Here is a 24,486-nt window from a genome sequence, read left to right on the forward strand (position 1 = left end):
AATATAGCTAACAATACGAAATGCTACTGCTAGAAAAATAACAAACAAAGCCAGAATACTAGCTAGAAAAAACGCGATTATTATCTGGACTGGTCTCTAAAATAAACACCGCACCAAGCGACGCAAAAATCAGAATAACAAGCAAAGTTGCCATATTTTTAATTGTAAAATACTTCGCCAAAAGTGTCCTATCCTCTTCCAGAATTTTTTGCAAAGTTTCCAGTTCCATAGATGAGGCAAAGCCGCTCTGCGCCAAATAATTTCGAAGCAAACAAAGCTTCAACGCTTGCAATTTCTTAAAGTCACGAATGCGATACCTAATCCACAGCACCTTCCGCGCCTTTCTAACAATCAGTATGTAATAAAAAAAACAAAAAAAAGGACTACGTAACCGATAATACCAAGCCAAAGTCCATTGACGCCAAATGCTAAAGAAAAAGCTGTCGGCAGAGCAATCAAGAGCACCATCAACAAACCAAAAACCCAAATTCGCTGCGTCATAAAACCATATATTAAGTTATAATTACTAAGTTTCGTCCGATAAAAACGAATCAGTTTTTCACCCGCCATAAACCAACACTCTTTCCTTCTCATTCTTTCATCCTAGTTTATCACGTAACTCCGAATAATAAAAGTCCTGAATGAGAGCATATGTAGTACAAACTATCCTTGTCTTTTAAAATCTTGACCACAAAAAAAGGCAGCGAAGCAACAAATACTTAATTTCTAGTCAAAAGCGAGTACCGAATCGGAATATACGAATTGTACATGAACACTGGAACAGAGCTTTTGTTGCTTCGCTAAAATATTTAGTTATCTTGTTCCGTTGATAGCACTGCTAACGTTTTCGAATCCAATTTTACTTCGAATTCTTGATTACCATTCATAATTTGCACACTGAAATACGTTTGATTCAGTTCACGATCAATCGACCACTCTTTTACTGTACCTGCTTGCTGTTTAAGCGCTGCTGCCATGGCTTCTTGCGGTGTTTTAATCCCAGTTAAATCAAGCTTTTCATTCGCCCGCTCTTGTCCATTTGCATCCTCTGCATCTAGCTTCTCGCTGTTATCTTGTAAAATTGCTTTTGTATCGGCATCAAATTTCATTTCAAATTCATTGGCATCATCCACACCATCAATCGTATACACAAATTCCCCAAGTTCTTGCGATAACTCAATCGATGTCACATCTGACTCCGGATGCTTATTCTTAAAAATTTCTACTGCCTCTGTGTAGCTCATTGAAAACTTCTTATTGTTCAAATCAGTAGCCGATGTATTGGAATGCGAATTACTATTCGTACCAGAGTCCGTCGTTTGTTGCGTATTATTCGAGTTATTGTTATCTTTTACATCATCATCCCCACAAGCCACGAGCGTACCTACCATTACCGTTGTCATTGCCATCACACTAATTTTTTTCCACATAATATTTCCCCTACCTTCTTTATTTTATAGTCATAGTCTAACATATCACTACTATGCAATACATCATACTTGAGACTTAGATTCCAAATATTACGGAAAAATAATTGTTTTAAGTTCCTTTTTCGTCACTTTCCCAAAGTAAAATGGTATATCTATTTTCTCCAAAAAAGCAACTAGCGCTTCTCTTGTATAAGCAAGTCCAATTAATTTATTTTCAATTTCCTTAACATCTCCTGACGCAAAAAAATCCCCGAAAATTTGCGCCGTCACAATACATCCTTTTTCCACCTGAAAACGCATTTCTACGAGTCCACCCGGAAATTTCTGCTCGTTTTTAACATTGAATTTCGGTGATTTCCCATAATTCCAATCCCAATTTTGATAGCGTTCCTTTTGAATTTTGCGAATTTGCATCCAATCCTCATCTGAAAAAATATATGTTGGTATTTTAGTTGTTTGAAAAATAGATTGGAGCAGCACTTGCTGAAACGCATGGATATCCATATCTTCGCGTAGATGTTCACGAATATTCGTAACACGTGATTTTACTGATTTCACGCCTTTCGCCTGTAATTTCAATGGATTCACGCGCAATGCTTTTTCTACATTAGCAAGATTAACATCAAACAGCAGCGTCCCATGACTATATAACCTGCCACCCGTCGCGAATTGCGCATTACCAGAAATTTTTCGCCCTCCCACTTCAATATCATTTCGGCCACTCAGCCTCGCATCAATACCAAGCGTAATTAACGCATCAATCACCGGCTTTGTAAAGCGCTCAAAATTATTAAAACTGGCCCCATCATCTTTTGTGATAATACTAAAACTAATGTTACCTTCGTCATTGTAAACCGCGCCACCTCCCGAAAGCCTTCGCAAAACCGGAATCTCATTTTCTTCGATATACTCATTATTAATTTCGGCTAACGTATTCTGATTCTTCCCCACAATTACCGTCGGGTGCATCCTATAAAACATCACATACGTCTCATTCGCATCCAAATGGCGCAATGCAAATTCCTCCACTGCAAAATTTTCCGTTTGATCCAAGCAATTTTTTGTATCAATATAAATCACAAATCTCTCTCCATTCACACAAGAGGGCTTGAAACATCGTTTTTCCATCGCTGTCTCAAGCCCTTTCTCATTATTTATGTCGCAATATGATGATTGGCAAATCTGGTTCATTGAAAACACGTGGTACAACTGTTGCATTTCCAACGCCACGGCTAACTATCATTGTTCTGCCGTTAGCTTCTGTCAATCCCGCCGTCAACTTCGGCATTAAGCCTTGATGCGGTGCGTATAAACCCTCTGTAAAAGGCAAACGCACTTGTCCACCATGTGCATGACCACAACAAACCAAATCAATCGGCGCTTGCTGATATAACGACCATTTTTCAGGTCGATGCGATAGCAAAAAAGTAAACTGTGAAGCTGGAATGCCATTTGTAGCTACTTCAAGTTCCTCTTGAACAATCGCCTCTTCACGCGCAATCTCTTCTACAAACGTCAACTGATGCGGCTTCTGAATTAGCATACTCGGATCATCAATACCAGCTAACGCAAACGATTTGCCGTCACGTTCGATATACACATGCTGGTTTTTCAAATAAGTAACACCAGCTTTGTCTAACTCAGGTAACAGATCTTCTAAATTCGCGCTCCGTGCCTCATGATTACCGGTTACGTAATAAATGGGGTAACGCCGTGCAAGCTTACGCATCAATGTTATTGCAGTATTGATACCTTCATCACCATCTAGTAAATCACCTGTCACCACAATGATATCAGGCTCAATCGCCCATATTTTCTTAATTAACCGATGATTATAGCGTCCAAATGTATCGCCATGTATATCGGAAAGTTGTAAAATCCGAAATCCATCTAATTCTGGTGCAATTTTAGTTGAAGCAATGTTATAATCCGTTGTTCTAAGCTGTTTTGTTGACCAATACGCATAGCCCGTAAAAGCAAGCGCAACAAACCCTGTAACCTTCAAAAAATTATTTTTCATAAGTTTCTATTCCTTCATATCTTTTCCACCATTATAACAAATAAATCACATTTTAACCTTCTTTTTGAATATCATCTGTAATAAATTCTGCAAATTTCATTCGATCTGATTCTTGCGCATTCACCTGTAGAACCGTTCCCTCGTTCTCGTAAGCCGTTTCCAGAACATCTGCATGCTCATTTAAATAAGAAACTATGTCACCGCGATTAAATGGAATCACGAAAGTCACTGTTTTATAATCATTAAATACCTGTTCCTTAATGATCTCAATAAGCAACTCAAGTCCTGCATCCTCTTTTGCAGACAAGTAGATACTATCACCCTCACGCCTTGGGAATACAACATTCGTCGCCAAATCTGCTTTATTATATACAAAGATCAGCGGTCGATCCGTAATATCTAACTCTGCCAGCGTCTCTTCTGTCGTTTTTATCATCGCTTCAAAATGTTCATGCGAGACATCAACAACGTGAATCAATAAATCTGCCTCTGCAGCCTCTTCAAGCGTCGAACGAAATGCTTTCACTAAATTATGTGGCAATTTGCTAACAAAGCCGACTGTATCCGTAAGCAAAAACTGTTTTTTATCCGGCAATACAATTTCACGAACACTTGTCTCAAGCGTTGCAAACAGCATATCCTTCTCAAAAACTTGTTTATTTGCCGTTTGACTATGTGCTGTGACCATTGCATTCATAATTGTCGACTTTCCAGCGTTCGTATAACCAACTAGTGAAACAACTGGAATCTCATTTTTTTGTCGTTGACGACGTTGCACTTGGCGCTCTGCTACGAGACCATCTAACTCCTTATTCAACTGGCTAATCTGGCTCTTAATACGGCGCCGATCCATCTCAAGCTTCGTTTCCCCAGCCCCACGATTTTTCAGTCCGCCTTTTCCGCTTTGCTGGTCCATGCCTTCACCTTGACCAACAATACGTGGCAACTCATATTTCAAGCGCGCTACTTGGACTTGTAACTGTGCCTCTCTCGTTTTCGCCCGTTCCGCAAAAATATCCAATATTAAACGCGTCCGGTCCATCACTTCGATTTCCAACAACTCCTCCAAATTACGAATTTGAGAAGGCGCCAACTCATCATTAAAAATCACAACGTCCACATCCTCGTGCTCCGCCAATCCCTTAATTTCATCCACTTTTCCTTTTCCTACATAAGTTGCTTTATTTTTCCGATCCAATTTTTGTGTAATTTCACCCACCGGCTTTATTGCATTGGCTTCTGCTAGGTTTCCTAATTCTGCCATTGAATATTCAAAATCTGCTTGCTGCATCGTAATTCCGACTAATATTGCTGTTCTTATCATCTTTCATTCCTCCAGTGTTCGTTTATTTATACACGTGCGAGGGGATAAGTCAGTCATTGCCAAAAAAAAATCGTAGGCACGACAAAAAGAAGCAGACAATTCATCTGCTTCCCCGCTAATATCGACACGTATCCATAGGAAAACATTGGGTACGCGAAAATATTTAGTTTTAGTATCCTACTAAATGGGTTCCTTCATGAAAGGCAGACCAATCCCTTTTGCCTCATAACCAAAAATACTATAAGGCAATCTCGCACTATTTAGTTACGTTTAGCGAATTTGGAATTCTAAGTCTAACATACCACATCAGGACAACCCTCCGATCATTTTAATTAGTCACATTGTAACATGGTAAAAAGCGGTTGGCAAGTCATTATATTAATTTCGACATCCAATATGTATCATAATACTTTGCGCCAATCATGAAAGAATCGCGATGCGTCCCCTCAATCTCATACCCAAGATTCTGATATAAGCGCAAAGCAGGTTGGTTTTCACACAAAACGCCTAACTCAATCCGTCGTACTACCCCGCGCGATTTCGCCCATGCCTCCATATGCCCAAACAAACGCGTCGCCACGCCCCTGCCCCAGTGCGATTTCACAACACCGACCGCGATATAAATGCTATGTTGCATCCGATTCGGCGGGTTTCCATCCGCAATTAAAAAACCTACCAGCGCATCCGTCTCCATATCTTCTGCCACAAAAATCATCGAATATGGCAAATCTGCAAAAAACTCAATCCGTTTTCGTGCGTCCTTTACTGAAATTTCCCGCTCCCCAGCACCATATAACATATAATCCGTCTCACCATCTATTTGCAACTGCATTTTCGCAAATCTTTTCGCATCATACTCACAAGCTTCTCGAATCTGAATCATCCTACCCGCCTCCTTTTCATCCATTCCCGTTCCATTATACCAGAAAAAAAAAAACGCGGCGCCTAAATTTGCGCGCCACGTTGCTCATTTTGGTCGTTCAATAATAAAACTCTCACCCAATTTAGCGTAATTATTTCCTGCTAAACGCGCTACTGACTTCAATTCATCTGTTAAAACATATTGCTTGTCTTCATCAAAAACCGTCTCATCCGCATGATAAAGCAGTACACGAGCTAATATCAAATCAGTCACAATATCACCCGCATCATTCGAAATTGGCACATGTTGAAACAATTTGGCCTCCATCCGAATTTTGGCCTCCTTAATTGCTGGTACTGACACTTTTTCACTCAAAATCGTTGTCAAATTCGTCGTATCAAGCTCGTTTTCTTCTGGTGCCAATCTCGCTGCTGTCTTGTTCATCTCCGCTGTCAAATCCTCATCCACAAGCTGAATCACCATTTCGCCAGTCGAAACAATATTTCGCGCCGTATCCTTCATCAATCCATTTTCCCGCTGAATCGCAAGCGAAACAATCGGCGGATTACTCGAAACCACATTGAAAAAACTAAACGGTGCCGCATTCAACACGCCATTTTTCGTTAGCGTTGTTACAAAAGCAATCGGTCTCGGAATAATCGCCCCACTCAGAAATTTATAGTTATCCTGCGGTGACATCACATTAGCATCTAGCCTAATCATGTTGCGCCACATACCAATCACGCGCCGCTTCCACTTCTGCCAGCGTCAAATTATGTCCATTCTCTGTCCAAAGCGCTCCGACATCTGCACCACGCGCTTGTAGACCATCAATCAAAGCTTGCGAACCTGCGGCGTTCACCAATGGATCATTCACGCCCGCCGTCACAAAAACCGCTGTCTGGTTCAATGCAAAGTCCGGCATCTCCTCACCCGAAGGCATCGCATGAAACAAAATCGCTTTTTGGAAACTAGCATCATTCGTCAAAATTGCATTTGCCGCAATGTTCGCACCGTTTGAATAACCAACCGCAACGACACGTGCCGCATCAAATTCGTATTTTGGAGCCAATTCTTTCACTTCGGCAATTAAACTCCCTGTTTTTTCCTTCAAACTTGCCAAGTCAAACGATCCATCTGCGTATCGAGCGAAAAATCGGTTTGCCCCATTCTCCGAAACATCACCACGAAAAGATAGTACGCTTGCATCTGGCGCAATAATCTCAGCTAATTGCAACAACGATTGTTCATCGCCACCTGTCCCGTGAAGCAACACAAGCGGCATTAATTCTCTATTCTTTCCTTGTATAAAAATATGTTCCATACTACACTCAGCTCCTTTTCGTATTTAGTGGACGAACTTCTGCTTCAATAGCCGCACGTTTTGACTCTAAAAACGGTGGTAGTGACAACTTCTCACCCATTGTCTCATATGGCTCATCCTGCGCAAAACCGGGTCCATCCGTCGCAAACTCAAATAAAATTTGCTGTGAAACTGGCATGTACAGCGATTCAAAATAGAAACGATCCACATAACCTGAATTCGGTGCCTGAAACTCATTCGCACGCGCAATCCATTTTTCCAATTCTGCATGATCCTCAACACGAAACGCGACATGGTGCACATTACCATAGCCTTGCATTGCAGGTAAAATATCGTTGCGCTCTTCCACAATCACTTGCGCTCCGTTCCCGCCTTCACCAACCTCATATAAATGTTCGGCCCCGCTTGTAGCCACTTCTCTAAAGCCTAGTATGACCGTCAACACCAAGCCGATATTTTCCTTATTCTGTACCGTCAAATATACTGGACCCAAACCATAAATTGCAAATTCAGCCGGAACCGGTCCATTTTTCCATGGAATCCCAGGTGCGACGCCTTCATTATTTTCATCCGAAATCAACTGTAGCGACTGCTCATCAAAATCACGGAATGCCAATACTTTTTTTCCAAAACTCTCACTAATCTCATCATGATCCACCCCGAGCGCATCAAACCGCTTCACCCAGTAATCCAAAGCAACATCACTCGGCACACGAAATGATGTTTTCGAAATACTGTCCGTTCCCTTACGCCCTTTTGGCAAATTCGGAAAATCGAAAAATGTCATATCCGTTCCCGCCGAACCAGCATCATCCGCAAAAAATAAATGGTACGTCTGAATATCGTCCTGATTCACCGTTTTCTTCACAAGACGCATCCCAAGCGTTTCCGTATAAAACGCATAATTCTTCTCCGCACTACTTGTCATCGCCGTTACGTGGTGGATTCCTTTTAATTCTTTCATTTGTCATTCTCCTTTAAAATAGATTCAATTTCTTCTCGTTTTCCTTCTAAAAATGGTGGCAAGGCAAGCGTTTCACCTAATGTTTCCACCGTTTCATCTATTGCAAAACCAGGCGTATCACTGGCAATTTCAATCAGAAGCCCGTTCGGCTCACGAAAATAAAGACTTGTGAAATAGGCTCGATCCGTGAATTCCACGACCTCTAACCCAGCATCCATAACCTTCTGATGCCACATAGCAACTGCTTCTTTCGTTGAAACACGATAAGCAACATGATCAATACTCCCGCGACCCATCCTTGTTGTTCCATCTGAATCACTCTTAATAAATCGCGTCACAGGCTCCCTTTCCAACTCCAAAAACTGCTTCCAAAAATCCGCTAGCCTATCTGGATTCCGTACATGCCAATCCAGCCCTAGAATTCGAATCACCTGCTTGTCCGCAGAAATATCCGTATGTCGCGTTGCATTCTCAGAATTTATCAGCTCAGGCACCTCAACTAACATCACTTGGAAACTATCCGCATCTTGAAAATACAAGCCAAAGTTCGTCCGCTCCATCTTCATTACATACGGCTTTAATCGTTCCTCCCAAAAATCAAGTGCACCGTCCGGAACTGCCAAATATGTCGTTCCATAAAAATCATGTTCCTGCCTGGCACGGCCAAGTCGCTTAATTTCAAAGAACGTCAGTAACGTCCCTGGGTTCCCGCGATAATCTCCATAAAACAAATGTCGCATCCGCGTATTGTTTTGATTTACCGTATTTTTCACCAACCGTAAACCAAGAATCGTCGTATAAAAATATCGGTTTTCAGTAGCTGATTTTGTAAAAGCCGACACATGATGTATACCCGTAATCATATCCTCACATCCTTTCTCGTACTTCCTAAAAACAGTTTACCACTAAACTATAAAAAAATAAAGTACTTTGCTTATAAAAAGTAAGTTGATATGCTTCTTAGTTCCAAATCCCTTATCAATAAAGCCTTTCCTAGCATTTATATAAAAAATAAGTTATAATATTAGCGTTATTTGAAAGCGTTAACAAAAAATAGGAGGTATGAGATGAAAAAGAAAAGTTATTGGCTTATTAGCTTAGGTGTCATTCTGCTTATTGTCGCTGGAATCACCGCATTTAACGTATGGAATCAGGGAGAAAAAACAGAACAAGCACCTGAATTAATCGTGAAGTCACCAAAACCGAAAGTCGCAAATTTTAAAAATGTGATTGATATCTCTGCAAACCCAACAGAAAATATGTATGGAAATTACGATACTAATCGCTTTAACAATTTTTCCGATTTAGGCGCTTGGCACGGCTATTACTTACCTGATGGGAACACACCTGACTTACTCGGTGGTTTTGCTGGCCCTGTCATCCTCGCTGAAGAATATCCAGCGAATTTGGCTACAACATTTGATAAGATTCAAGTAACAAACGATGACACAAAAACAATCTATGATTTACGTGAAGCTAGCACGGATTTTGCATACTATCCAGGTAAATTAGTACAAACGTATGAATTAGACGATTTGACATTACAGCTAGACTTAGTTTTTGTTAGCAATCGTAGCGCCCTAATTAAAACCAAAATCACCAATAAAACAGAACAACCGCTCCACTTGTCGCTTTTATGGCAGGGAACTTTATTCAACAAGTTGGATGATGGTAGCGACCAAATCGACTTGAAGCAAACACTTGCATCCACAGCAAATGGTATCCAAGTTAATTTTTCGAATATAAGAGAAATGTGGACGTTCTTCTCTACAACACAAACAAAATATTCTATCCATCATGACCTGCCAGTTACAAATGTTGTAAATCAGAATACATATACATCTCAAGCCAAAAATGTCATCACTATTGAGCCTACGAAAGATTTTGCAACATACGCCGTAGAGAGTTATACCTTTACCAATCAAGAGTTCCAAACTGAGAAAGCAAGATGGGATACGTACATCGCAGATCAAAGTACACTATTTCAAGACAACACCAAACGTTGGCAAACTTATCTAGATAAAACATTCGCAAATAAAAATATGGCCAATCATCCAGAATATCAAAATGCTACCGTGAAAACAATCGAAACATTGACAACAAATTGGCGCAGTCCGGCTGGTGCGATTAAACACGATGGTATTGTGCCCTCGATGTCCTACAAATGGTTTATCGGACTTTGGTCTTGGGACTCATGGAAAGAAGCTGTTGCAACCGTGAAGTTTAACCCCGAACTAGCTAAAAATAGCATCCGCGCCTTATTTGACTATCAAATCCAAAAAGATGATCCTATACTACCTCAAGATTCCGGTGCAATTATTGATGCCATTTTCTACAATAAGACACCTGAACGCGGTGGAGACGGTGGCAATTGGAATGAGCGTAATTCGAAGCCTCCACTTTCTGCCTGGGCTGTTTGGAATATTTATAAAGAAACCAACGATACAGACTTCTTAAAAGAGATGTACCCAAAACTAGTCGCTTATCACGAATGGTGGTATTCTAACCGCGACCACAACAAAAATGGCATCGCAGAATATGGTAGCATGGTTAGTGACGCCAATTGGAAAAAAGACGCGAATGATAACAACATAAAAGACGCAAACGGTCATTACGAACGAAACGACGAGGCAATCATCGAAGCCGCCGCCTGGGAAAGTGGTATGGATAATGCTGTCCGCTTCGATAAAGATGGTATTGGAAAAGATGATCCTGGCGTTTTAGTTTTGGAAAATAAAGATAGCAATGATAAAGTAATCGGCTATTCTATCAATCAAGAATCCGTCGATTTAAACGCCTACCTTTACGCCGAAAAAGGTTTCTTGGTATCGATAGCAGAGCAACTCAGCAAAGAAGATGATGCTACCAAATACAAAAAAGATGCAAAAAAAATACAAAATTACATCGAAAAAAATATGTACGATAAAGATACTGGTTTTTATTATGATTTACAAATAAGTGATGATAACAAAACAAAATTACTTGTAAATCGTGGAAAAGGAACAGAGGGCTGGATTCCACTTTGGGCGAACCTTTCAGACTCGGATAAGGCAGCAAACGTACGTAAAAATATGCTTTCTCCAAATAAATTCAACACATACATGCCATTTCCAACAGCCTCTAAAGATAACCAACGATTCCGTGCAACAGAATACTGGCGTGGCCCTGTTTGGCTTGATCAAGCATTATTTGGTGTAGAAGCTTTGCAAAATTACGGTTACAAACCAGATGCCACATTCCTATCAAAAAACTTATTTAACCACGCAGACGGTTTGATGGGCAACGGACCAATTCATGAAAATTATGATCCACTTACTGGTGATGGCTTAAGTACTAAAAATTTCAGTTGGTCTTCTGCCGCCTACTACTTAATGTATCAAAATACAATTATTGACGACAAAACAACGAGTCAAACTGGCATTAAGAAGTAAATTTTTATACGAACAAATCATATCGAGCTTATTCAGCGCTGTCAAAATTGATATCCTGAATAAGCTCTTTTGCAAAAAACAGGCTCCAAAGCCAATTCTAGCTTTGAAACCTCATTTTACTTAAATATTCAATAAACATCTCGCTTCATAAATACCCAATAAGATATAATCAATCCGGCAATCGTCCAAACAAGCAATGTCACAACTGAAAACCCTAGCGTCATTCCATCTACTGGTGGGCTCGTTCCATTCAAATAATTCGTTAGCTGTAAATTTACCATGAATAAATATTTTGCACTTGGCCAAGATGATACGAGATTACTCAAAATAGATCCTGTAATCAGTGATGACAACATAATGCCCATTACGGCTGCGGTGCTCCTAACCAACACCGAACACATCAATGTTAGCACCCCAATTACTATCGCGACTAACCACGCCAAGCCAAATTCCATTAATAGATACTGCCACATCGGTAATGAATAAACGCCCGCTGTTCCAACAGCATCCCCGCTTACATCAAATCCTGTCAGAATTGGTGCCGTCCAGCCGCCATAACCGAACACAACTCCCGATATAGCATATGCAATAATGGCCGATGCCAACAAAATAATCGATACAGACAGCATCATTGAAATAAATTTACTCGTCAAGATGCGCCAACGCTTCACCGGCCTTGTCAGCAAGAATTTTATGGTCCCACTCCCCGACTCCGATGAAATTAAATCTGCGGCAATTACCATTACGAATAATGGAAACAGCAACCCAATTCCATTTTCAACAAATGATTTCAAGAAAGTTGGAGCTCCGGGCGCATTCGGATTCACATCCTTATCTAAGTAATACTGCAACTGACCAAGCGTCACACGCATATATTTCTTATACTCATCCGGAATACGATTCGAGCTCAGGCGGTTTTCGATATCCACAATCTGCTGCTGCACCTGCACATGCCAATCCGTCGTCCCCGATTTTTGTTCATCCTCCTGATGTTGTCTAAACTGCGCATACGTAAAAATTCCTACAATAATTGCAACTAAAAATAAAATAATAAGGAGGCGGCGTTTGCGATAAAGCTTCAACTGCTCATTATAAACTAAGTTAATCAATGCCTTGTCCTCCTGTCAGTTCAATAAACAAATCTTCTAAAGATGGCGTAATCTTCTGCATTTCAAGTACTTGAACACCGGCACGTACGACCCGACTATTCCAAACCGGTAGTTTATCCGCCTCAAAACTCGTGTAAAACGCGCCATCCTGCTCTATCACTTCCGTCATTTCTGCCAAAATCGCCGCGCCCTTTGCCATCGGTTCAAAACGCCAGCGTGTTTTTTCGCGATCAGATAACAACTTATCCACATCATCTGTCGCAATAATTTCACCATTCGTCATAATAGCCACGCGATCACACAACAACTGAATTTCGCTAAGTAAATGCGAAGAAACTAGTACGCTAATTCCTTCCTTTTTCGCCAAATAACGAATAAAATCACGCATTTCACGAATTCCCGAGGGATCCAGCCCATTCGTTGGTTCATCTAAAATCAGTAACTTCGGATTTGGCAGAAGCGCTTGTGCAATTCCTAAACGCTGGCGCATCCCAAGTGAGTATGTAGAAACCCGGTCATGAACGCGTGCTGTCATCCCAACAAGGTCGGTTACCTCCTGCAAACGTTCTGGCTTAATGGAACGATCCATCCGCGCAAAATACGCCAAGTTCTCCCAACCTGTTAAAAATGGATAGAACTCCGGATTCTCCACAATACACCCCAGACTCTTCATTGCCTCGGTGAAATGCTTCTGAATATCTTTTCCACCAATTAGAATCGTACCAGAAGTTGGCTTTATCAGTCCAACGAGCATCCGAATTGTCGTCGTTTTACCTGCACCATTTGGCCCTAAAAAACCGAATACTTCGCCCTCATTTACTTCAAAACTCAAGTTCTTAATAATTTCCCGCTTGCCAATTTTCTTATTCAAGTCTTGCACTAAAAGCGCCGTCGTCATTTCGCATCACTCTCCTCATCCGTTGTCATGACACTTGATACCCGATCTGCAAATAGCTGGTAGCCAGCTCCGTTCGGATGAAAATGATCACTCGATAAATATTTCTTGCCATTCAAAATAAAGTAGTCATATGTTGGAACATATACTACACGCGAAAACTTGCTCGCTAAATTCTGCGTATCCATGTTCCATTTTGCTGCAATACTTGCCAATTCCGCTCGGTTTTTCACATCCACAAACGGGTTGTACAAGCCAAGATGATATATGACTGCATCTTTATTTAGCGCTCGAATTCGCGCATACGTCTGCTCTAAGTTTTTTAAATACGCTGTCTCGTTTTTTTGAATTTCTGACGCATTTAAATCTTCTAATGCCGCACCGCCACGAAACAAATCATTCCCACCAATTGTCATAAAAATCACGTCAGCATTTGTCACTTGTTGCGCAATTTCTTTTTGACCTAGCTGGTTGAGCAACTGGTTGCTACGCGCGCCACTTATAGCCAAATTCGATAGTGTCACTTTTGTTCCTTTTTTTTTCGAGTGTATCCACGACGCGACGAACATAGCCTTTGCCATCCGTATCACCAACGCCCGCCGTAAGCGAATCACCAAGGCCCGTCACTTGGAACCTATCTGATTGCTTTGTTTCCGTCTTCGTTTCTGTTTTTTCAACCGTGTTATTTCCCGATTTCGTATATCCTTGTGCCACGGCGATTAAACCCGCAATACATAGCAGTAGCGCTAACACCGAAATCCAAGTCATTATAATTATCCATTTATTTCGCTTCAAGTCTGTTCCTCCTGTTCGCCTCTGTTAGCCCCTCCCACAAATAAAAGGAAGCCTATAAACCCTGTTAAACCAACAAATAATGGCAAAATTGTTAGCATCGTTAATGCTACATCATCACCTCGTAAAGCTTGTATTTGCAGCCACCCAAAAAGTAATTCCCGCACCGCAATACCCATCCCAACATATGCCAAAAGCAAGTGCCACTTTTGAAAAAGCAGAAAAGCCATTAAAATAAAAGCAAATGCAACGAATAAATATTCTCCCATTGAAATCATCGCTGGATAAAAAATCGTTTTTTGAAAATCGAGTCCATCCCAGTCTTTCTTTTCTATATACGCTTGATACCTCAAAGCAGCGAGCAGAATTCCAAGTCCAGCACCGATTAATACCATAACAAAACCGCTAGCCGTAAGTATCCGTTTCTCCTTTTTTACAATAATCTTTTCATTTTCAGTCGTGTAGAACAAAACAAATGCTGCAAACATAGCTAAGCCGACCAACATCGTCAAAATATTGGCATTTTGCACATTTACTACTTCTTCCACTCCGATAACCGCACGAATCACAAAATACGTGAAGTAAGTGACAAATAACAAGCTAACCACCACTTCTGTCCCTTTTAGCCGGCGATCAGAATAAGATAAAATCGTCGTTACAATCATAATAACGGAAAGTCCTAGTTCAATAATCCAGTACAAGCTTGATCGCTCCTGATCTAGAAGCGTCAAATACATCAACCGCCGAACAGCACCAAGGCCTGTTATAACACCAAACATCATCATTAGCGCCATACCAATTTGATGCATATAATATTTTCTCATTCCTTCACCAGCCTTTCGCCACTTTTGATTAAGTATAGCAGAATTGCTGACAAAGCTAAACAAAAAAGCCGAAACAGACTGAAAATCAACATCTCTGCCAATTTCATCTATTTCAGCTTTCCTTACTCGGCTGCGTTCATTAATTTTTCCTTCCACAGCTCCAGTAAAACATCTAATTCTTCCTTAATATCTTGATTCGTCATCTCATCCTTGATATCAACGAGCTCTAATTCCTCTAAATCAATCGTCTCCATACCATATTTCTTTGCTTCATCCGCAATTGTCCATGGCAAAGCGCCCGGCATATTCATTTTTTGGGCAAACGAATATTTGTTCTGAATCCCCTTCAAATCCATACTAGCCGCCAAAGCATAAATACCCGTCTCCTTACTAATAAAGCGGTATACGCCTGCTCGATGCTTCATTTGCTTGTACGCATTGATTTTCTCCTTACGTGACTCTTTCTCCGATGCCATCAAAAAATCTCCTCCTAATAGCCAGCTTCTTTCAAAATATGACTCAACGTCCGCAATCGCTCACTTAAAAGTTCGTCACTATCTGCCATAGCCTGTTGAAATAGCGCAATATCTTCGTCAATCAGTTGATTATCATCACACACCGAGACCGTCATCGCATCACCTTGCAAACCAATCCGATCAATTTGTGGATTCTCTTTATCATATAATCCTTCATATTTATAAGCATCTTTAAAATAAAGCTTTGACCGTCCAATCAAAATGGCCAAATCTAACACACGATGCAACGGTAATTCTTCCGATTGGCGAGACCATTTCCCACCAGTATGCCGCCATACTTTCGCTGAAATATCTAACTTGCCGCGATCATTCCATTGCGCTAAACCAAGTGACAAGCCCTTTGCATCCGAATTGTATGCGTATTTGCCATCCACTTCTTCATAGTTTTCAGCAACAATGACTGGTTTATGTTTTAAATTTGTTGGGATTTTCATGGTACCTCTCCTTTAGTAGTTTAGTAAATTACTAAATTAGTATAACAGTATCTTCATAGAAAATCAACCTATCAAAAAACACTAACCTATTGGATAGTGTCAAATTGAATTCTTACACGTTTTATTCGTAGTGGAATCTCGATTTCTCCAGAAGCTAAAACCTGAATTTCCATTTGTTTTTTATCTTTAAGAACTTGGTATCTCGCCACTTTAGGGAGCACAAAATCCTCCAGTTTTGTAATCAAATAGCAACCATTTTCGACGCGCACATTTCCCTCGATAAAATAAGGATGGCCTAGCAAATTTTCAGCTTTTTCAAAATCGCCCTCATACAAGGCCGTCCTGATATCCGTCGAGCTCACTTTATGATTGGCACCATCTCGCAGAAACGGAATTTCCGTCACTGGAACAGAGCGTTCACCACACAAATCCATCAGCAAATCAACATCCGAATCTCGTCCTTTTCCGAAATTAAAGCTCTCACCAACAACAATATGCGATAAGTTCAATCCGTCCAAATGATCTCTAATGAACGTTTCCGCAGATGTTTCTGCATACTTTTCTGTAAAAGCAACATTGTACACCTTATCTACGCCAAAATGCGCCAGCCATCTGAATTTTTCCATATCAGGTGTAATTGAGCGCTGGTAAGCAGGATTTCTTTTCAGCGCCCATAACGGATGTGGTGTGAAGCATACAACTGCTAATTTTTCATCGGGTCTGCAAAATGATTTAGCCCGTGCCAATAAATGCTGATGCCCTTTGTGAACACCATCAAACTTGCCAATAACTAAGACTACCGGGTCTATACTATCCGGTAACCGATCCCTCACTTGAAAAATATCCATTCCAGCTTCACTCCTCTACCATACAAAGATACCGCATTTCACTACCACTTCTCAACTCCTTTGCTCTAATCGCTAACAAATAGTAAGCAACTAGATTGAAATATTCACCTTGGCGCGTTATACTGTTCACAGATGAACAAATTATTCTTTTAGGAGGAATACACATGAAAGTAGAAATTTGGTCGGACTTCGCATGTCCGTTTTGTTATATTGGAAAACGCAATTTTGAGAAGGGTTTAAAGGAATTTGGCAAGGAGGTCGAAATAGAATATCGCAGTTTCGAACTTGACCCAAGCGCGCCGACTCAATACGATCAAACGATGGATGAAATTTTAGCTGAAAAATACGGCATGACAGTCGAAAAAGCCAAAAGCATGAATGATCAAGTAAGCGCCCAAGCCAAAACAGTTGGTCTTGACTACCATTTCGATACAATGGTTCCAACAAACACATTTGATGCCCACCGCTTGCTCCAATTTGCTAAAACAAAAGGAACTTCTGAAAGCGTGAAAGAAGCGCTACTCTATTCCTACTTCACAGAATCTAAAAATCTCAGCGACCACGAAACATTGGCAACAATAGCCGAGGCGAATGGCTTAGACAAAACTGAGACGCTAGAAATGTTAGCAAGTGATGCTTTTGCAACAAATGTTCGAGATGATGAACAAACTGGTGCATCACTCGGGATTCAAGGCGTTCCATTTTTTGTAATCAATGAAAAATATGGCGTGTCCGGCGCACAACCCGCAACTAGTTTTACAGAAGTTTTAAATAAAGTTTGGAAAGAGGAAAACCCTCTTACCATGCTAAACAAAGAGGATTCTGAAGACCAGTGTTGCTCAGGCGGATCATGTAATTGCTAATTATATACAATCAAAAACCACATTCTGCGCGAATGTGGTTTTTTGCGTTATATGGCGTTAGACGACGAACTGGAATCTGGATTCAATGAAGCACCTGAATTCGCATCTGTATCGTCGCTAGAACCTGAGGTGCCATCGCCCTGTTGACTTCTCGGTCCCCCACCCGGTGGTGTTCCATATGTCTCATCCGTTCCACCCATCTGTGAGTGTCCGCTACTTGGCATATACCCATCATTATTCATCTCCGCTTGATTTTGATTAAAAAGTGCAAAACCCATAAATGATATCGTCATAACAGAAACAATACTCACAATAATAGTGCTCCATTTCCATTTGTTCACTTGTTTCTTCGGTGCCGTTTCAAATTCATTATTCATGTAATTCCAGCTCCTTTCACTATATGATTATCTTATCCGATAAATAAGAAAAAATTATGAACGAGCCATGAAATTTATAATAACATTCTAAAAAGGCATTTCGCGATTCAATAACCATCTTTTCCGGTCAACATCACTTCCATTATAACCACCTAACTTCCCACCAGCTTGAATCACGCGGTGACATGGAATAATAATCGGAATTGGATTCGCACGATTCGCCTGGCCAACCGCCCTCACAGCTTTTGGACTCCCCACCCACTCTGCGATGTCCTTATAGGAAACCACTGCACCATACGGAATCTGTTGCAAAGACTGCCATACCTTCATCTGAAAATCCGTTCCTCTCACTTCCAACGGCACCGTAAAACTATTTATTTCTCCAATAAAAAAAGCGCTCAACTCATCTTTCAATCGTCGCATCAGCTCATTTTCTTCTGTCCTAAAATCCATTCCAACCTGCAAAAAAGTTGCTTCATCATACGAGATATACCTTACAACGTTCTCTGTTACACCAAGATAAAGCTTTCCCAACGGAGAATCCATTTCATTCACACAAAGTTGCATTTTCCATCGCCTCTCCTTCTCTTTCCAAGTTACCACGTACACTACCAAATAACAAATATTGTTTTTTAGTAACAATTAACAACTATTCCAACAAAACCTCTCCATTCAAGATTATTCTTTTCAAAATAGGGTAAAAATGCCTTGTACGTTCTTCATGTGTGGAACATAGGATAACCTTTCAGAGAACTACATTGTTCATCTTAAGGGTTCATCAGATAGGAGGTTAAAAAAAATGTCAAGAACAGTAGAATTAGTATTAGGTTTAATTGGTTCCATCATCGGTTTAGTAGCTGGATTTTGGATTGTTGCTTACGGTAACGACATTACGGATTACATCCAAACCTTTACGTATTTTGATGGTGCGCTTGGGGATAGCATTGCAACACTCGGTTGGATAACCATTATTGCATCTGCACTCGCCTTAGTGTCAACACTTCTCATTAAAAAAAGTCCACGTGGTTGGGGTGTTGTCCTAACACTTATCGGCATTATCATGTTCTTTGTAGTTGGTCAAATTTGGATTGTTTCTGGAATTCTAATCATTCTTGCTGGCTTAATGGCAATCTTTCGCGTCCCATCGCCTAAATATGGATCATAGTCCAACCAAAAGCAAGTCGAAACTTAGCAAGTACTAGTGAAATCATGCCTACTAAAAGCATTTTCATTAGTGCTGCTAAGTTTTGGCTCGTTTTTTTTTTTATTTTTAGTGTAATCTAGATAAAAGGGGGTTTTTTTGATAATGCATGATTATTTATTTCCAATCGAAATCGCAGTTTTGTTATTCCCTGTACTCGCTTTTATTTTAACATTACCATTTGCCATCTACCAATATCGCAAATTCGGTGGCTTAAATTTCTTGCGTAATGTTGTTCTATATACGTTTATCTTTTATTTATTATGCGCTTTTTTACTGATTTTATTACCACTGCCAGACCCTGATGATGTTGCTAAAATGACGGGCTCCGCAGTACAATTAACACCATTCAAGTTCATCCAGGATTTTTTAACCCATACCGTACTGGTTTGGAATGATCCAAGTACATATTTAACCGCGCTTACACAAGCCGTGGTGTTGCAACCTGTTTTCAATGTTCTTTTAGTTCTCCCATTCGGCATTTATCTACGTTATTACTTCCGTTGCTCTTTTTGGAAAACAACACTATTCTCATTCTTACTATCCCTGTTTTTTGAAATCACGCAATTAACTGGTATTTATGGGGTTTACCCACATGCCTACCGGCTGTTTGATGTGGATGATTTAATGCTAAACACGCTCGGTGGCATGATTGGATTCGCCATCGCACCACTGTTCACCAGCCTTCTACCATCACGCACAAAAATGGACGAAATGACCTACATCCAAGGAAAACAAGTCAGCTACTTTCGGAGACTCCTTGCTTTTGTTATCGATTGGCTATTACTTGACGTGCTCACAACCATATTAGGTACATTACGAGTTTTGCCATTTAGCAATCTCGAAGCAAATGGCGGCGCAAGGTTTACACAACTCTGGTGGCTTGTTCTGATTGTTTTCTTATACTTCATACTCCTACCGAAATTCACAAAAGGACGTACATTTGGAAAAATGCTCGTACAAATTCGGATAAAATCGACGAACTCAGAACGTTTAAAGCTCCGGCAGCTAATGATTCGAAACGGCTTGCTCTACTATGTAACACTCGCTATCATTCTTTTCCCACTAAATCCATTTTTCATTAACCTTCCCCCAGTACTGTTTTTAACTGTAATTGGTGTTGGTTTCGTTGCAGGATTTATGTTTTTCATCCATGTTTGTATTAATTTCTTCTCCAAAGATCGGCAACTTTTTTATGAAAAACTGAGTCATACGAGACATGTTAGTACATTTAAGCAAAAAAAAAGATAAAGCATCAATCAGTGACTGATGCCTTATCTTTTTTTATGAGCCACCTTACGAGCAAATAGGCAAGAAATATCCCGAACAAGGCTCCCACGAAATCCAAAATAACATCTTGAACTAGTGGCGTTCTACCACCCGTTAACATTTGGTGAAATTCATCAAACATAGCATATGCTAGCGGAATTCCTGCGCTCAGAGAAACTACTAACCAGCTCCTTTTTATAAAAGCACTGAATCCTATAAACAAACTAAAAGCCATGAGTGCATAAGAAAAGAAATGCGCACCTTTGCGTATAAAGAATTCAACAAAAGAACTGTATCCTTTCGCTGCAATACTTATTTCCGAACCAGCATAATGAAAAGATATAGCTGATAATTGCTTTTCAAATGGTTTATTGGCTAATAGTCTATCTAAACCAGATGTCATAGATTGTTGCTCGTAGGTTTGCGATGAGGAGACAAACAAAATAATAATCATCGATACAGCTATGCCAATACATAACCAAGATAATCTTCGTTGCAAAAATGCCACTTCCTTACGTGTTTTTCATAACTTTATCATAAAAAGATTAAAAATTAAATGAAAAAAGTTAAGTTATTAGGATTTTGAGCTCCAAAAAGTGTCAGACACTTTTAGAGGCATCAAAAACCCAAGTTTACCCCGTAATAATCTTCTCCTTCGGCAGTCTAATCGCGTTTTTCTTGCCGTCTTTGGTGCGGAAGGATAACATCATGTACATTATTCCGATGCGTCCAATAAACATAAGAAGGATAATAATAACCTTGCCGAAATAGCTCAAATCAGTCGTTAAACCCATCGATAAACCGCAAGTTCCGAACGCTGAAAACACTTCGACCACAATTGCCATCAGTTCTGCCTGTTCTGTATATCCTAGTACTGTAATTGCCCCAACACATAAGAGAGTTGCGAAAACGGCTACAGCCAACGCTTTTCGCACATCTTCTTGGTACAATTCACGTCCGAAAATATAAATATGGTTCCGCCCGCGAATCACGGAATACAAAAATAAAATCGTAATCGCAAAAGTCGTTGTCCGAATTCCACCACCCACGGAGCTTGGCGATGCCCCAATGAACATTAGTGCTGAAACCACAAGTAGCGTCGGGTCTGTCAATGCTGACGTGTCAATCGTTGACAAGCCTGCACTTCTGGACGTTGCGGATAAGAACATCGAGTTAAAGAAGCCCTCATCAATCGAGGTTCCTTTAAAATAATGCTGACTCTCCATCGCCCAAATCAGTAGTCCACCAATGACAAGCAATGACATATAGGTAACCGTCGTCACTTTTACAAACAAGGAAAACCGGAATGGTATTAGGGTATTCTTTTCGAATAAGAATCGGCGTACTTCAATTAAGACAGGAAAACCAATCCCACCAGCGATGATGAGCAATATCGTAATAAATTGGACGAAGTAATCCGTCACGAACGGCGTCAATGAGTAGCCTGTGATATCGACACCAGCATTTGTTACCGCTGAAACCGAGTTAAATAATCCTTGGAACATTGCCTCACCAACATCGCCTTTATAGAACGGGATGAAATAAATTCCTAGAATCAGGCCGCCAATAATCTGGATTCCAAAAATCAAAATCAGAATCTCACGTAACATCCGAACCATCCCACTCATTGAAAATTGATTCGTATCTGTCATAATTAACTGGCGCTGACGTAGCCCAACTCGGCGCTTCAATAACAAATAAAAGAACGTACTAAGCATCATGACACCAAGACCACCAATTTGGAAAAGTCCCATTAACACCCAAATTCCAGCGCGACTGTAAGACTCACCAATATTCACCGATGCCAAACCCGTTACACTCACCGAACTGGCTGCTGTAAATAGCGTATCAATGAATGGAATTTTGACACCAGGTTTTTGTGTGAACGGCATACTCAGTAGTGCTGTTGCAAATGTAATCGATAGGAAATAAAACGTGATGATGACCTGAATCGGCGTTAGCCTAGACATCCTTGCACGTATTTTCCCTCGGCGCGAGTTACCGCCAATCATATAATTATCTCTTTTGTTTCTCTTTTTTCCTAGCAATAATATAACCACCTAAACCAAGAGCAATCATAATGGCCCAGAAGGTAATCTCCCACCCTGCTGAAGCCGGAAAATGCTCTGGTAAAATACCTACTTGAGGGTTGGCCAACGTAATGACGGCCATTTTCACCCCAACCCAACCAACGATTAAGAAGGCAGCTGTTTCTAAAGTAGGGTAACGCTCCAATAATTTCACCACTTGTGTTGCTGCAAAACGAATAACGATTAATCCTGCCAAACCGCCTAAGAACATCACAGTAAACTGACCTGCACTCATACCACCAATTTCGTATGTACCAATTGCCGGTAACGTAACTACTAGAGCTGCAGCTGCAAGCATCGAATCCAATGCAAAGGCGATATCTGTTAACTCCACGCGTGCCACTGTTCCCCAGAAAGATGTTGGCTTTGGCTCTTTTTCTTCTTTTTCTATTTTATTCTTGCCGGTATTTTTATCCCAAATATGCTTTATTGCTAAGTAAAGTAAATACAGGGCACCAATCGCTTGTATTTCCCAAAAATTAACTAAATATGAAATGATAAGCATCGCAATCAATCGAAAAACAAAGGCTCCGACCAGTCCATAAAATAAGGCTTTCCGTTGCTGATCATGTGGTAACTTTTTAACAATGACAGCCATAACAACAGCATTATCGGCTGAAAGTACGCCTTCTAGCAAAATCAAAATCAAAAAGACCCATATATATTCTCCCCAAATCGAGATATCCATGTACACCCCACCATTTCTTTACTCTCCACTTTACCATATTTCCCACTCTATTTGCTACTATATGTAATGGAAAAACTCCCGTAAACGCGACGGGAGCAAGATTCCATTTTTATTAAGCTTTCGCATCTGGATTTTTTTTTGGCTGCACGAACAGATATGAGCCATCCCCATAAGATGATGGCAATCATGACTGCCCAGAATGTTAATTTCCAAACAGTTGAGTGTGGGAAGTGCTCTGGGATGATTCCTAGTTCTGGATGCGCTAATGTGTAAACAACTAGCTTCACACCGACCCATCCTACAATGAGGAAGGCAGCTGTTTCAAGGGATGGATATTTTTTCAGTAATTTTACGAATTGTGTTGCTGCAAAACGGATACAGATTAATCCAACGAGTCCACCGATAAACATCACGCTAAATTGTCCCGTATCTAGTCCACCAATTGTGCCCCACCCTGTTGCTGGAAGCGTGATTGCTAGTGCTACAGCAGCTAGCATCGAATCAATCGCGAAGGCAATATCGGCAATCTCCACTTTTAAAACAGTTACCCAAAAGCTGGAACCTTTACCTTCCTTCACTTTATGCCCGTCGTCCTTACCTTTTGCGTGCTTCCACATATGGCTAATACAAATATAAAGCAAATATGCAGCTCCAAGCGCTTGAACTTGCCAAACTTCTGCCAAAAAAGAAATTAAGAAAAGAGCGGCAAATCGGAACACAAATGCGCCAATCAAGCCATAAAATAGGGCTTTTTTCTGCTGTTCATCCGGCAAATGCTTTACCATAACCGCCATAACAACCGCGTTATCGGCCGCTAAAATACCTTCCAAACCAATCAAGACAAGTAAAACCCATCCGTACTCTAAAATCATTGCTGTATCCAAATAAAATTCCTCCTTTTTCTTTCAACCGTCGTCAGCGCCTCCTAATCAAACACAAAAAACGAGACCCCTGCCAGATGTTTGGCAAAGGTCTCGCTGACATTTTCATGAAATGTTGATAAAACCGATGGATATGATATCCATGTAATGACGACTTTATCTCAGTCTACTAAATAAGACTAACGCTACTCCCCCTTGACGAATGTCAAAAGTGATATTTGATTGATAGGAAAATAATATCATAGAATTAGTCTAGCTGTCAACAAAGCTTTTCATTGACAAAACGGTGTGTTATTTGGTTAAAAATTTATTTTTATTTCATAT

General features: G+C 40.5%; 29 protein-coding genes and 1 riboswitch. Of the genes, 4 read left to right on the top strand and 25 right to left on the bottom strand.

Translation table 11 applies throughout. From position 1 onward, the window contains the following. Positions 1 to 58 precede the first annotated feature (58 nt). The 11 genes from PROCOU_RS05510 to PROCOU_RS05560 form a co-directional block, all read right to left on the bottom strand. The gene (locus PROCOU_RS05510) at positions 59 to 331 is read right to left on the bottom strand and encodes a hypothetical protein (protein ID WP_036070254.1); all 273 of its coding nucleotides are present in this window, start codon (positions 329 to 331) and stop codon (positions 59 to 61) included. A gap of 20 nt (positions 332 to 351) precedes the next feature. Further along, a complete protein-coding gene (locus tag PROCOU_RS05515; protein ID WP_036070255.1) occupies positions 352 to 570 on the bottom strand; it encodes a hypothetical protein in 219 nt (72 codons plus the stop codon). Positions 571 to 809: 239 nt separating this feature from the next. Next, a complete protein-coding gene (locus PROCOU_RS05520) occupies positions 810 to 1,430 on the bottom strand; it encodes a PepSY domain-containing protein (protein WP_036070256.1) in 621 nt (206 codons plus the stop codon). 90 nt (positions 1,431 to 1,520) lie between these two features. Further along, complete coding sequence (lplA, locus tag PROCOU_RS05525; protein ID WP_036070257.1) at positions 1,521 to 2,510, bottom strand: lipoate--protein ligase; 990 nt, start codon at positions 2,508 to 2,510, stop codon at positions 1,521 to 1,523. A gap of 70 nt (positions 2,511 to 2,580) precedes the next feature. Continuing rightward, entirely contained in the window at positions 2,581 to 3,450 is an 870-nt protein-coding gene (locus PROCOU_RS05530) for a metallophosphoesterase (protein ID WP_036070261.1), read from the bottom strand. Between the two features lie 52 nt (positions 3,451 to 3,502). Next, entirely contained in the window at positions 3,503 to 4,774 is a 1,272-nt protein-coding gene (gene hflX / locus PROCOU_RS05535) for a GTPase HflX (protein ID WP_036070262.1), read from the bottom strand. A gap of 373 nt (positions 4,775 to 5,147) precedes the next feature. Continuing rightward, positions 5,148 to 5,657: a GNAT family N-acetyltransferase gene (locus tag PROCOU_RS05540; RefSeq protein ID WP_036070263.1), complete on the bottom strand. Its 510-nt coding sequence runs from the start codon at positions 5,655 to 5,657 to the stop codon at positions 5,148 to 5,150. Between the two features lie 84 nt (positions 5,658 to 5,741). Further along, positions 5,742 to 6,359, bottom strand: a complete 618-nt coding sequence (locus PROCOU_RS05545; protein WP_036070264.1) for a flavin reductase family protein — start codon at positions 6,357 to 6,359, stop codon at positions 5,742 to 5,744. After that, positions 6,352 to 6,960, bottom strand: a complete 609-nt coding sequence (locus PROCOU_RS05550; protein WP_036070266.1) for an alpha/beta hydrolase — start codon at positions 6,958 to 6,960, stop codon at positions 6,352 to 6,354. The genes PROCOU_RS05545 and PROCOU_RS05550 overlap by 8 nt, the downstream gene beginning before the upstream one ends. 7 nt (positions 6,961 to 6,967) lie before the next feature. Beyond that, positions 6,968 to 7,924, bottom strand: a complete 957-nt coding sequence (locus PROCOU_RS05555) for a ring-cleaving dioxygenase (RefSeq protein ID WP_036070269.1) — start codon at positions 7,922 to 7,924, stop codon at positions 6,968 to 6,970. Beyond that, a complete protein-coding gene (locus PROCOU_RS05560; RefSeq protein ID WP_036070271.1) occupies positions 7,921 to 8,787 on the bottom strand; it encodes a VOC family protein in 867 nt (288 codons plus the stop codon). The genes PROCOU_RS05555 and PROCOU_RS05560 overlap by 4 nt, the downstream gene beginning before the upstream one ends. A 204-nt stretch (positions 8,788 to 8,991) precedes the next feature. Here PROCOU_RS05560 and ygjK point away from each other — a divergent pair, with 204 nt between their 5' ends. Continuing rightward, positions 8,992 to 11,355, top strand: a complete 2,364-nt coding sequence (ygjK, locus tag PROCOU_RS05565; protein ID WP_051994215.1) for an alpha-glucosidase — start codon at positions 8,992 to 8,994, stop codon at positions 11,353 to 11,355. A 128-nt stretch (positions 11,356 to 11,483) separates the two neighbouring features. Here the strand turns inward: ygjK and PROCOU_RS05570 are convergent, their stop codons facing one another. From PROCOU_RS05570 to PROCOU_RS05600, 8 genes are all read right to left on the bottom strand, one after another. Then, entirely contained in the window at positions 11,484 to 12,464 is a 981-nt protein-coding gene (locus tag PROCOU_RS05570; protein ID WP_036070273.1) for an ABC transporter permease, read from the bottom strand. After that, a complete protein-coding gene (locus PROCOU_RS05575; RefSeq protein WP_036070275.1) occupies positions 12,457 to 13,362 on the bottom strand; it encodes an ABC transporter ATP-binding protein in 906 nt (301 codons plus the stop codon). The genes PROCOU_RS05570 and PROCOU_RS05575 overlap by 8 nt, the downstream gene beginning before the upstream one ends. Beyond that, positions 13,359 to 13,883, bottom strand: a complete 525-nt coding sequence (locus tag PROCOU_RS17075) for a GDSL-type esterase/lipase family protein (RefSeq protein WP_244266239.1) — start codon at positions 13,881 to 13,883, stop codon at positions 13,359 to 13,361. The genes PROCOU_RS05575 and PROCOU_RS17075 overlap by 4 nt, the downstream gene beginning before the upstream one ends. Further along, positions 13,846 to 14,154: a hypothetical protein gene (locus PROCOU_RS18290; RefSeq protein WP_051994217.1), complete on the bottom strand. Its 309-nt coding sequence runs from the start codon at positions 14,152 to 14,154 to the stop codon at positions 13,846 to 13,848. The genes PROCOU_RS17075 and PROCOU_RS18290 overlap by 38 nt, the downstream gene beginning before the upstream one ends. Further along, positions 14,151 to 14,975: a hypothetical protein gene (locus PROCOU_RS05585; RefSeq protein WP_133619754.1), complete on the bottom strand. Its 825-nt coding sequence runs from the start codon at positions 14,973 to 14,975 to the stop codon at positions 14,151 to 14,153. Before PROCOU_RS05585 ends, PROCOU_RS18290 begins: the two co-directional genes overlap by 4 nt. Positions 14,976 to 15,097: 122 nt before the next feature. Next, positions 15,098 to 15,451: a GIY-YIG nuclease family protein gene (locus PROCOU_RS05590; protein WP_036070281.1), complete on the bottom strand. Its 354-nt coding sequence runs from the start codon at positions 15,449 to 15,451 to the stop codon at positions 15,098 to 15,100. 14 nt (positions 15,452 to 15,465) lie between these two features. Next, positions 15,466 to 15,945 carry a DUF6530 family protein gene (locus tag PROCOU_RS05595; protein ID WP_036070283.1) on the bottom strand — a complete coding sequence of 160 codons (480 nt, stop codon included), beginning with the start codon at positions 15,943 to 15,945 and terminating at the stop codon, positions 15,466 to 15,468. 86 nt (positions 15,946 to 16,031) lie between these two features. Further along, positions 16,032 to 16,793, bottom strand: a complete 762-nt coding sequence (locus PROCOU_RS05600) for an FAD synthetase family protein (protein ID WP_036070286.1) — start codon at positions 16,791 to 16,793, stop codon at positions 16,032 to 16,034. 164 nt (positions 16,794 to 16,957) lie between these two features. On the opposite strand from PROCOU_RS05600, the gene PROCOU_RS05605 reads away from it, so the two are divergent. After that, positions 16,958 to 17,656: a DsbA family oxidoreductase gene (locus PROCOU_RS05605; protein WP_036070288.1), complete on the top strand. Its 699-nt coding sequence runs from the start codon at positions 16,958 to 16,960 to the stop codon at positions 17,654 to 17,656. Positions 17,657 to 17,703: 47 nt separating this feature from the next. Here the strand turns inward: PROCOU_RS05605 and PROCOU_RS05610 are convergent, their stop codons facing one another. Both PROCOU_RS05610 and PROCOU_RS05615 read right to left on the bottom strand, forming a co-directional pair. Then, positions 17,704 to 18,033, bottom strand: a complete 330-nt coding sequence (locus tag PROCOU_RS05610) for a hypothetical protein (RefSeq protein WP_051994218.1) — start codon at positions 18,031 to 18,033, stop codon at positions 17,704 to 17,706. 87 nt (positions 18,034 to 18,120) lie between these two features. Continuing rightward, positions 18,121 to 18,600: a methylated-DNA--[protein]-cysteine S-methyltransferase gene (locus PROCOU_RS05615; RefSeq protein WP_036070290.1), complete on the bottom strand. Its 480-nt coding sequence runs from the start codon at positions 18,598 to 18,600 to the stop codon at positions 18,121 to 18,123. 232 nt (positions 18,601 to 18,832) lie between these two features. On the opposite strand from PROCOU_RS05615, the gene PROCOU_RS05620 reads away from it, so the two are divergent. Both PROCOU_RS05620 and PROCOU_RS05625 read left to right on the top strand, forming a co-directional pair. Next, positions 18,833 to 19,198: a DUF4064 domain-containing protein gene (locus tag PROCOU_RS05620; protein ID WP_036070293.1), complete on the top strand. Its 366-nt coding sequence runs from the start codon at positions 18,833 to 18,835 to the stop codon at positions 19,196 to 19,198. 141 nt (positions 19,199 to 19,339) lie between these two features. After that, positions 19,340 to 20,485: a VanZ family protein gene (locus PROCOU_RS05625; protein WP_036070295.1), complete on the top strand. Its 1,146-nt coding sequence runs from the start codon at positions 19,340 to 19,342 to the stop codon at positions 20,483 to 20,485. 4 nt (positions 20,486 to 20,489) lie between these two features. Here PROCOU_RS05625 and PROCOU_RS05630 read toward each other — a convergent pair whose 3' ends face one another. The 4 genes from PROCOU_RS05630 to PROCOU_RS05645 form a co-directional block, all read right to left on the bottom strand. Then, positions 20,490 to 21,002: a VanZ family protein gene (locus PROCOU_RS05630; protein WP_036070297.1), complete on the bottom strand. Its 513-nt coding sequence runs from the start codon at positions 21,000 to 21,002 to the stop codon at positions 20,490 to 20,492. Between the two features lie 133 nt (positions 21,003 to 21,135). After that, complete coding sequence (locus PROCOU_RS05635; protein WP_036070396.1) at positions 21,136 to 22,473, bottom strand: TrkH family potassium uptake protein; 1,338 nt, start codon at positions 22,471 to 22,473, stop codon at positions 21,136 to 21,138. A gap of 46 nt (positions 22,474 to 22,519) precedes the next feature. After that, positions 22,520 to 23,281, bottom strand: a complete 762-nt coding sequence (locus tag PROCOU_RS05640; RefSeq protein ID WP_036070300.1) for a TerC family protein — start codon at positions 23,279 to 23,281, stop codon at positions 22,520 to 22,522. A gap of 47 nt (positions 23,282 to 23,328) precedes the next feature. Continuing rightward, entirely contained in the window at positions 23,329 to 24,165 is an 837-nt protein-coding gene (locus PROCOU_RS05645; protein WP_051994219.1) for a TerC family protein, read from the bottom strand. A gap of 30 nt (positions 24,166 to 24,195) precedes the next feature. Continuing rightward, positions 24,196 to 24,368: riboswitch (yybP-ykoY riboswitch) on the bottom strand. Positions 24,369 to 24,486: the final 118 nt, after the last annotated feature.

This window comes from Listeria rocourtiae FSL F6-920 (assembly GCF_000525975.1).
Classification (GTDB): Bacteria; Bacillota; Bacilli; order Lactobacillales; family Listeriaceae; genus Listeria_A; species Listeria_A rocourtiae.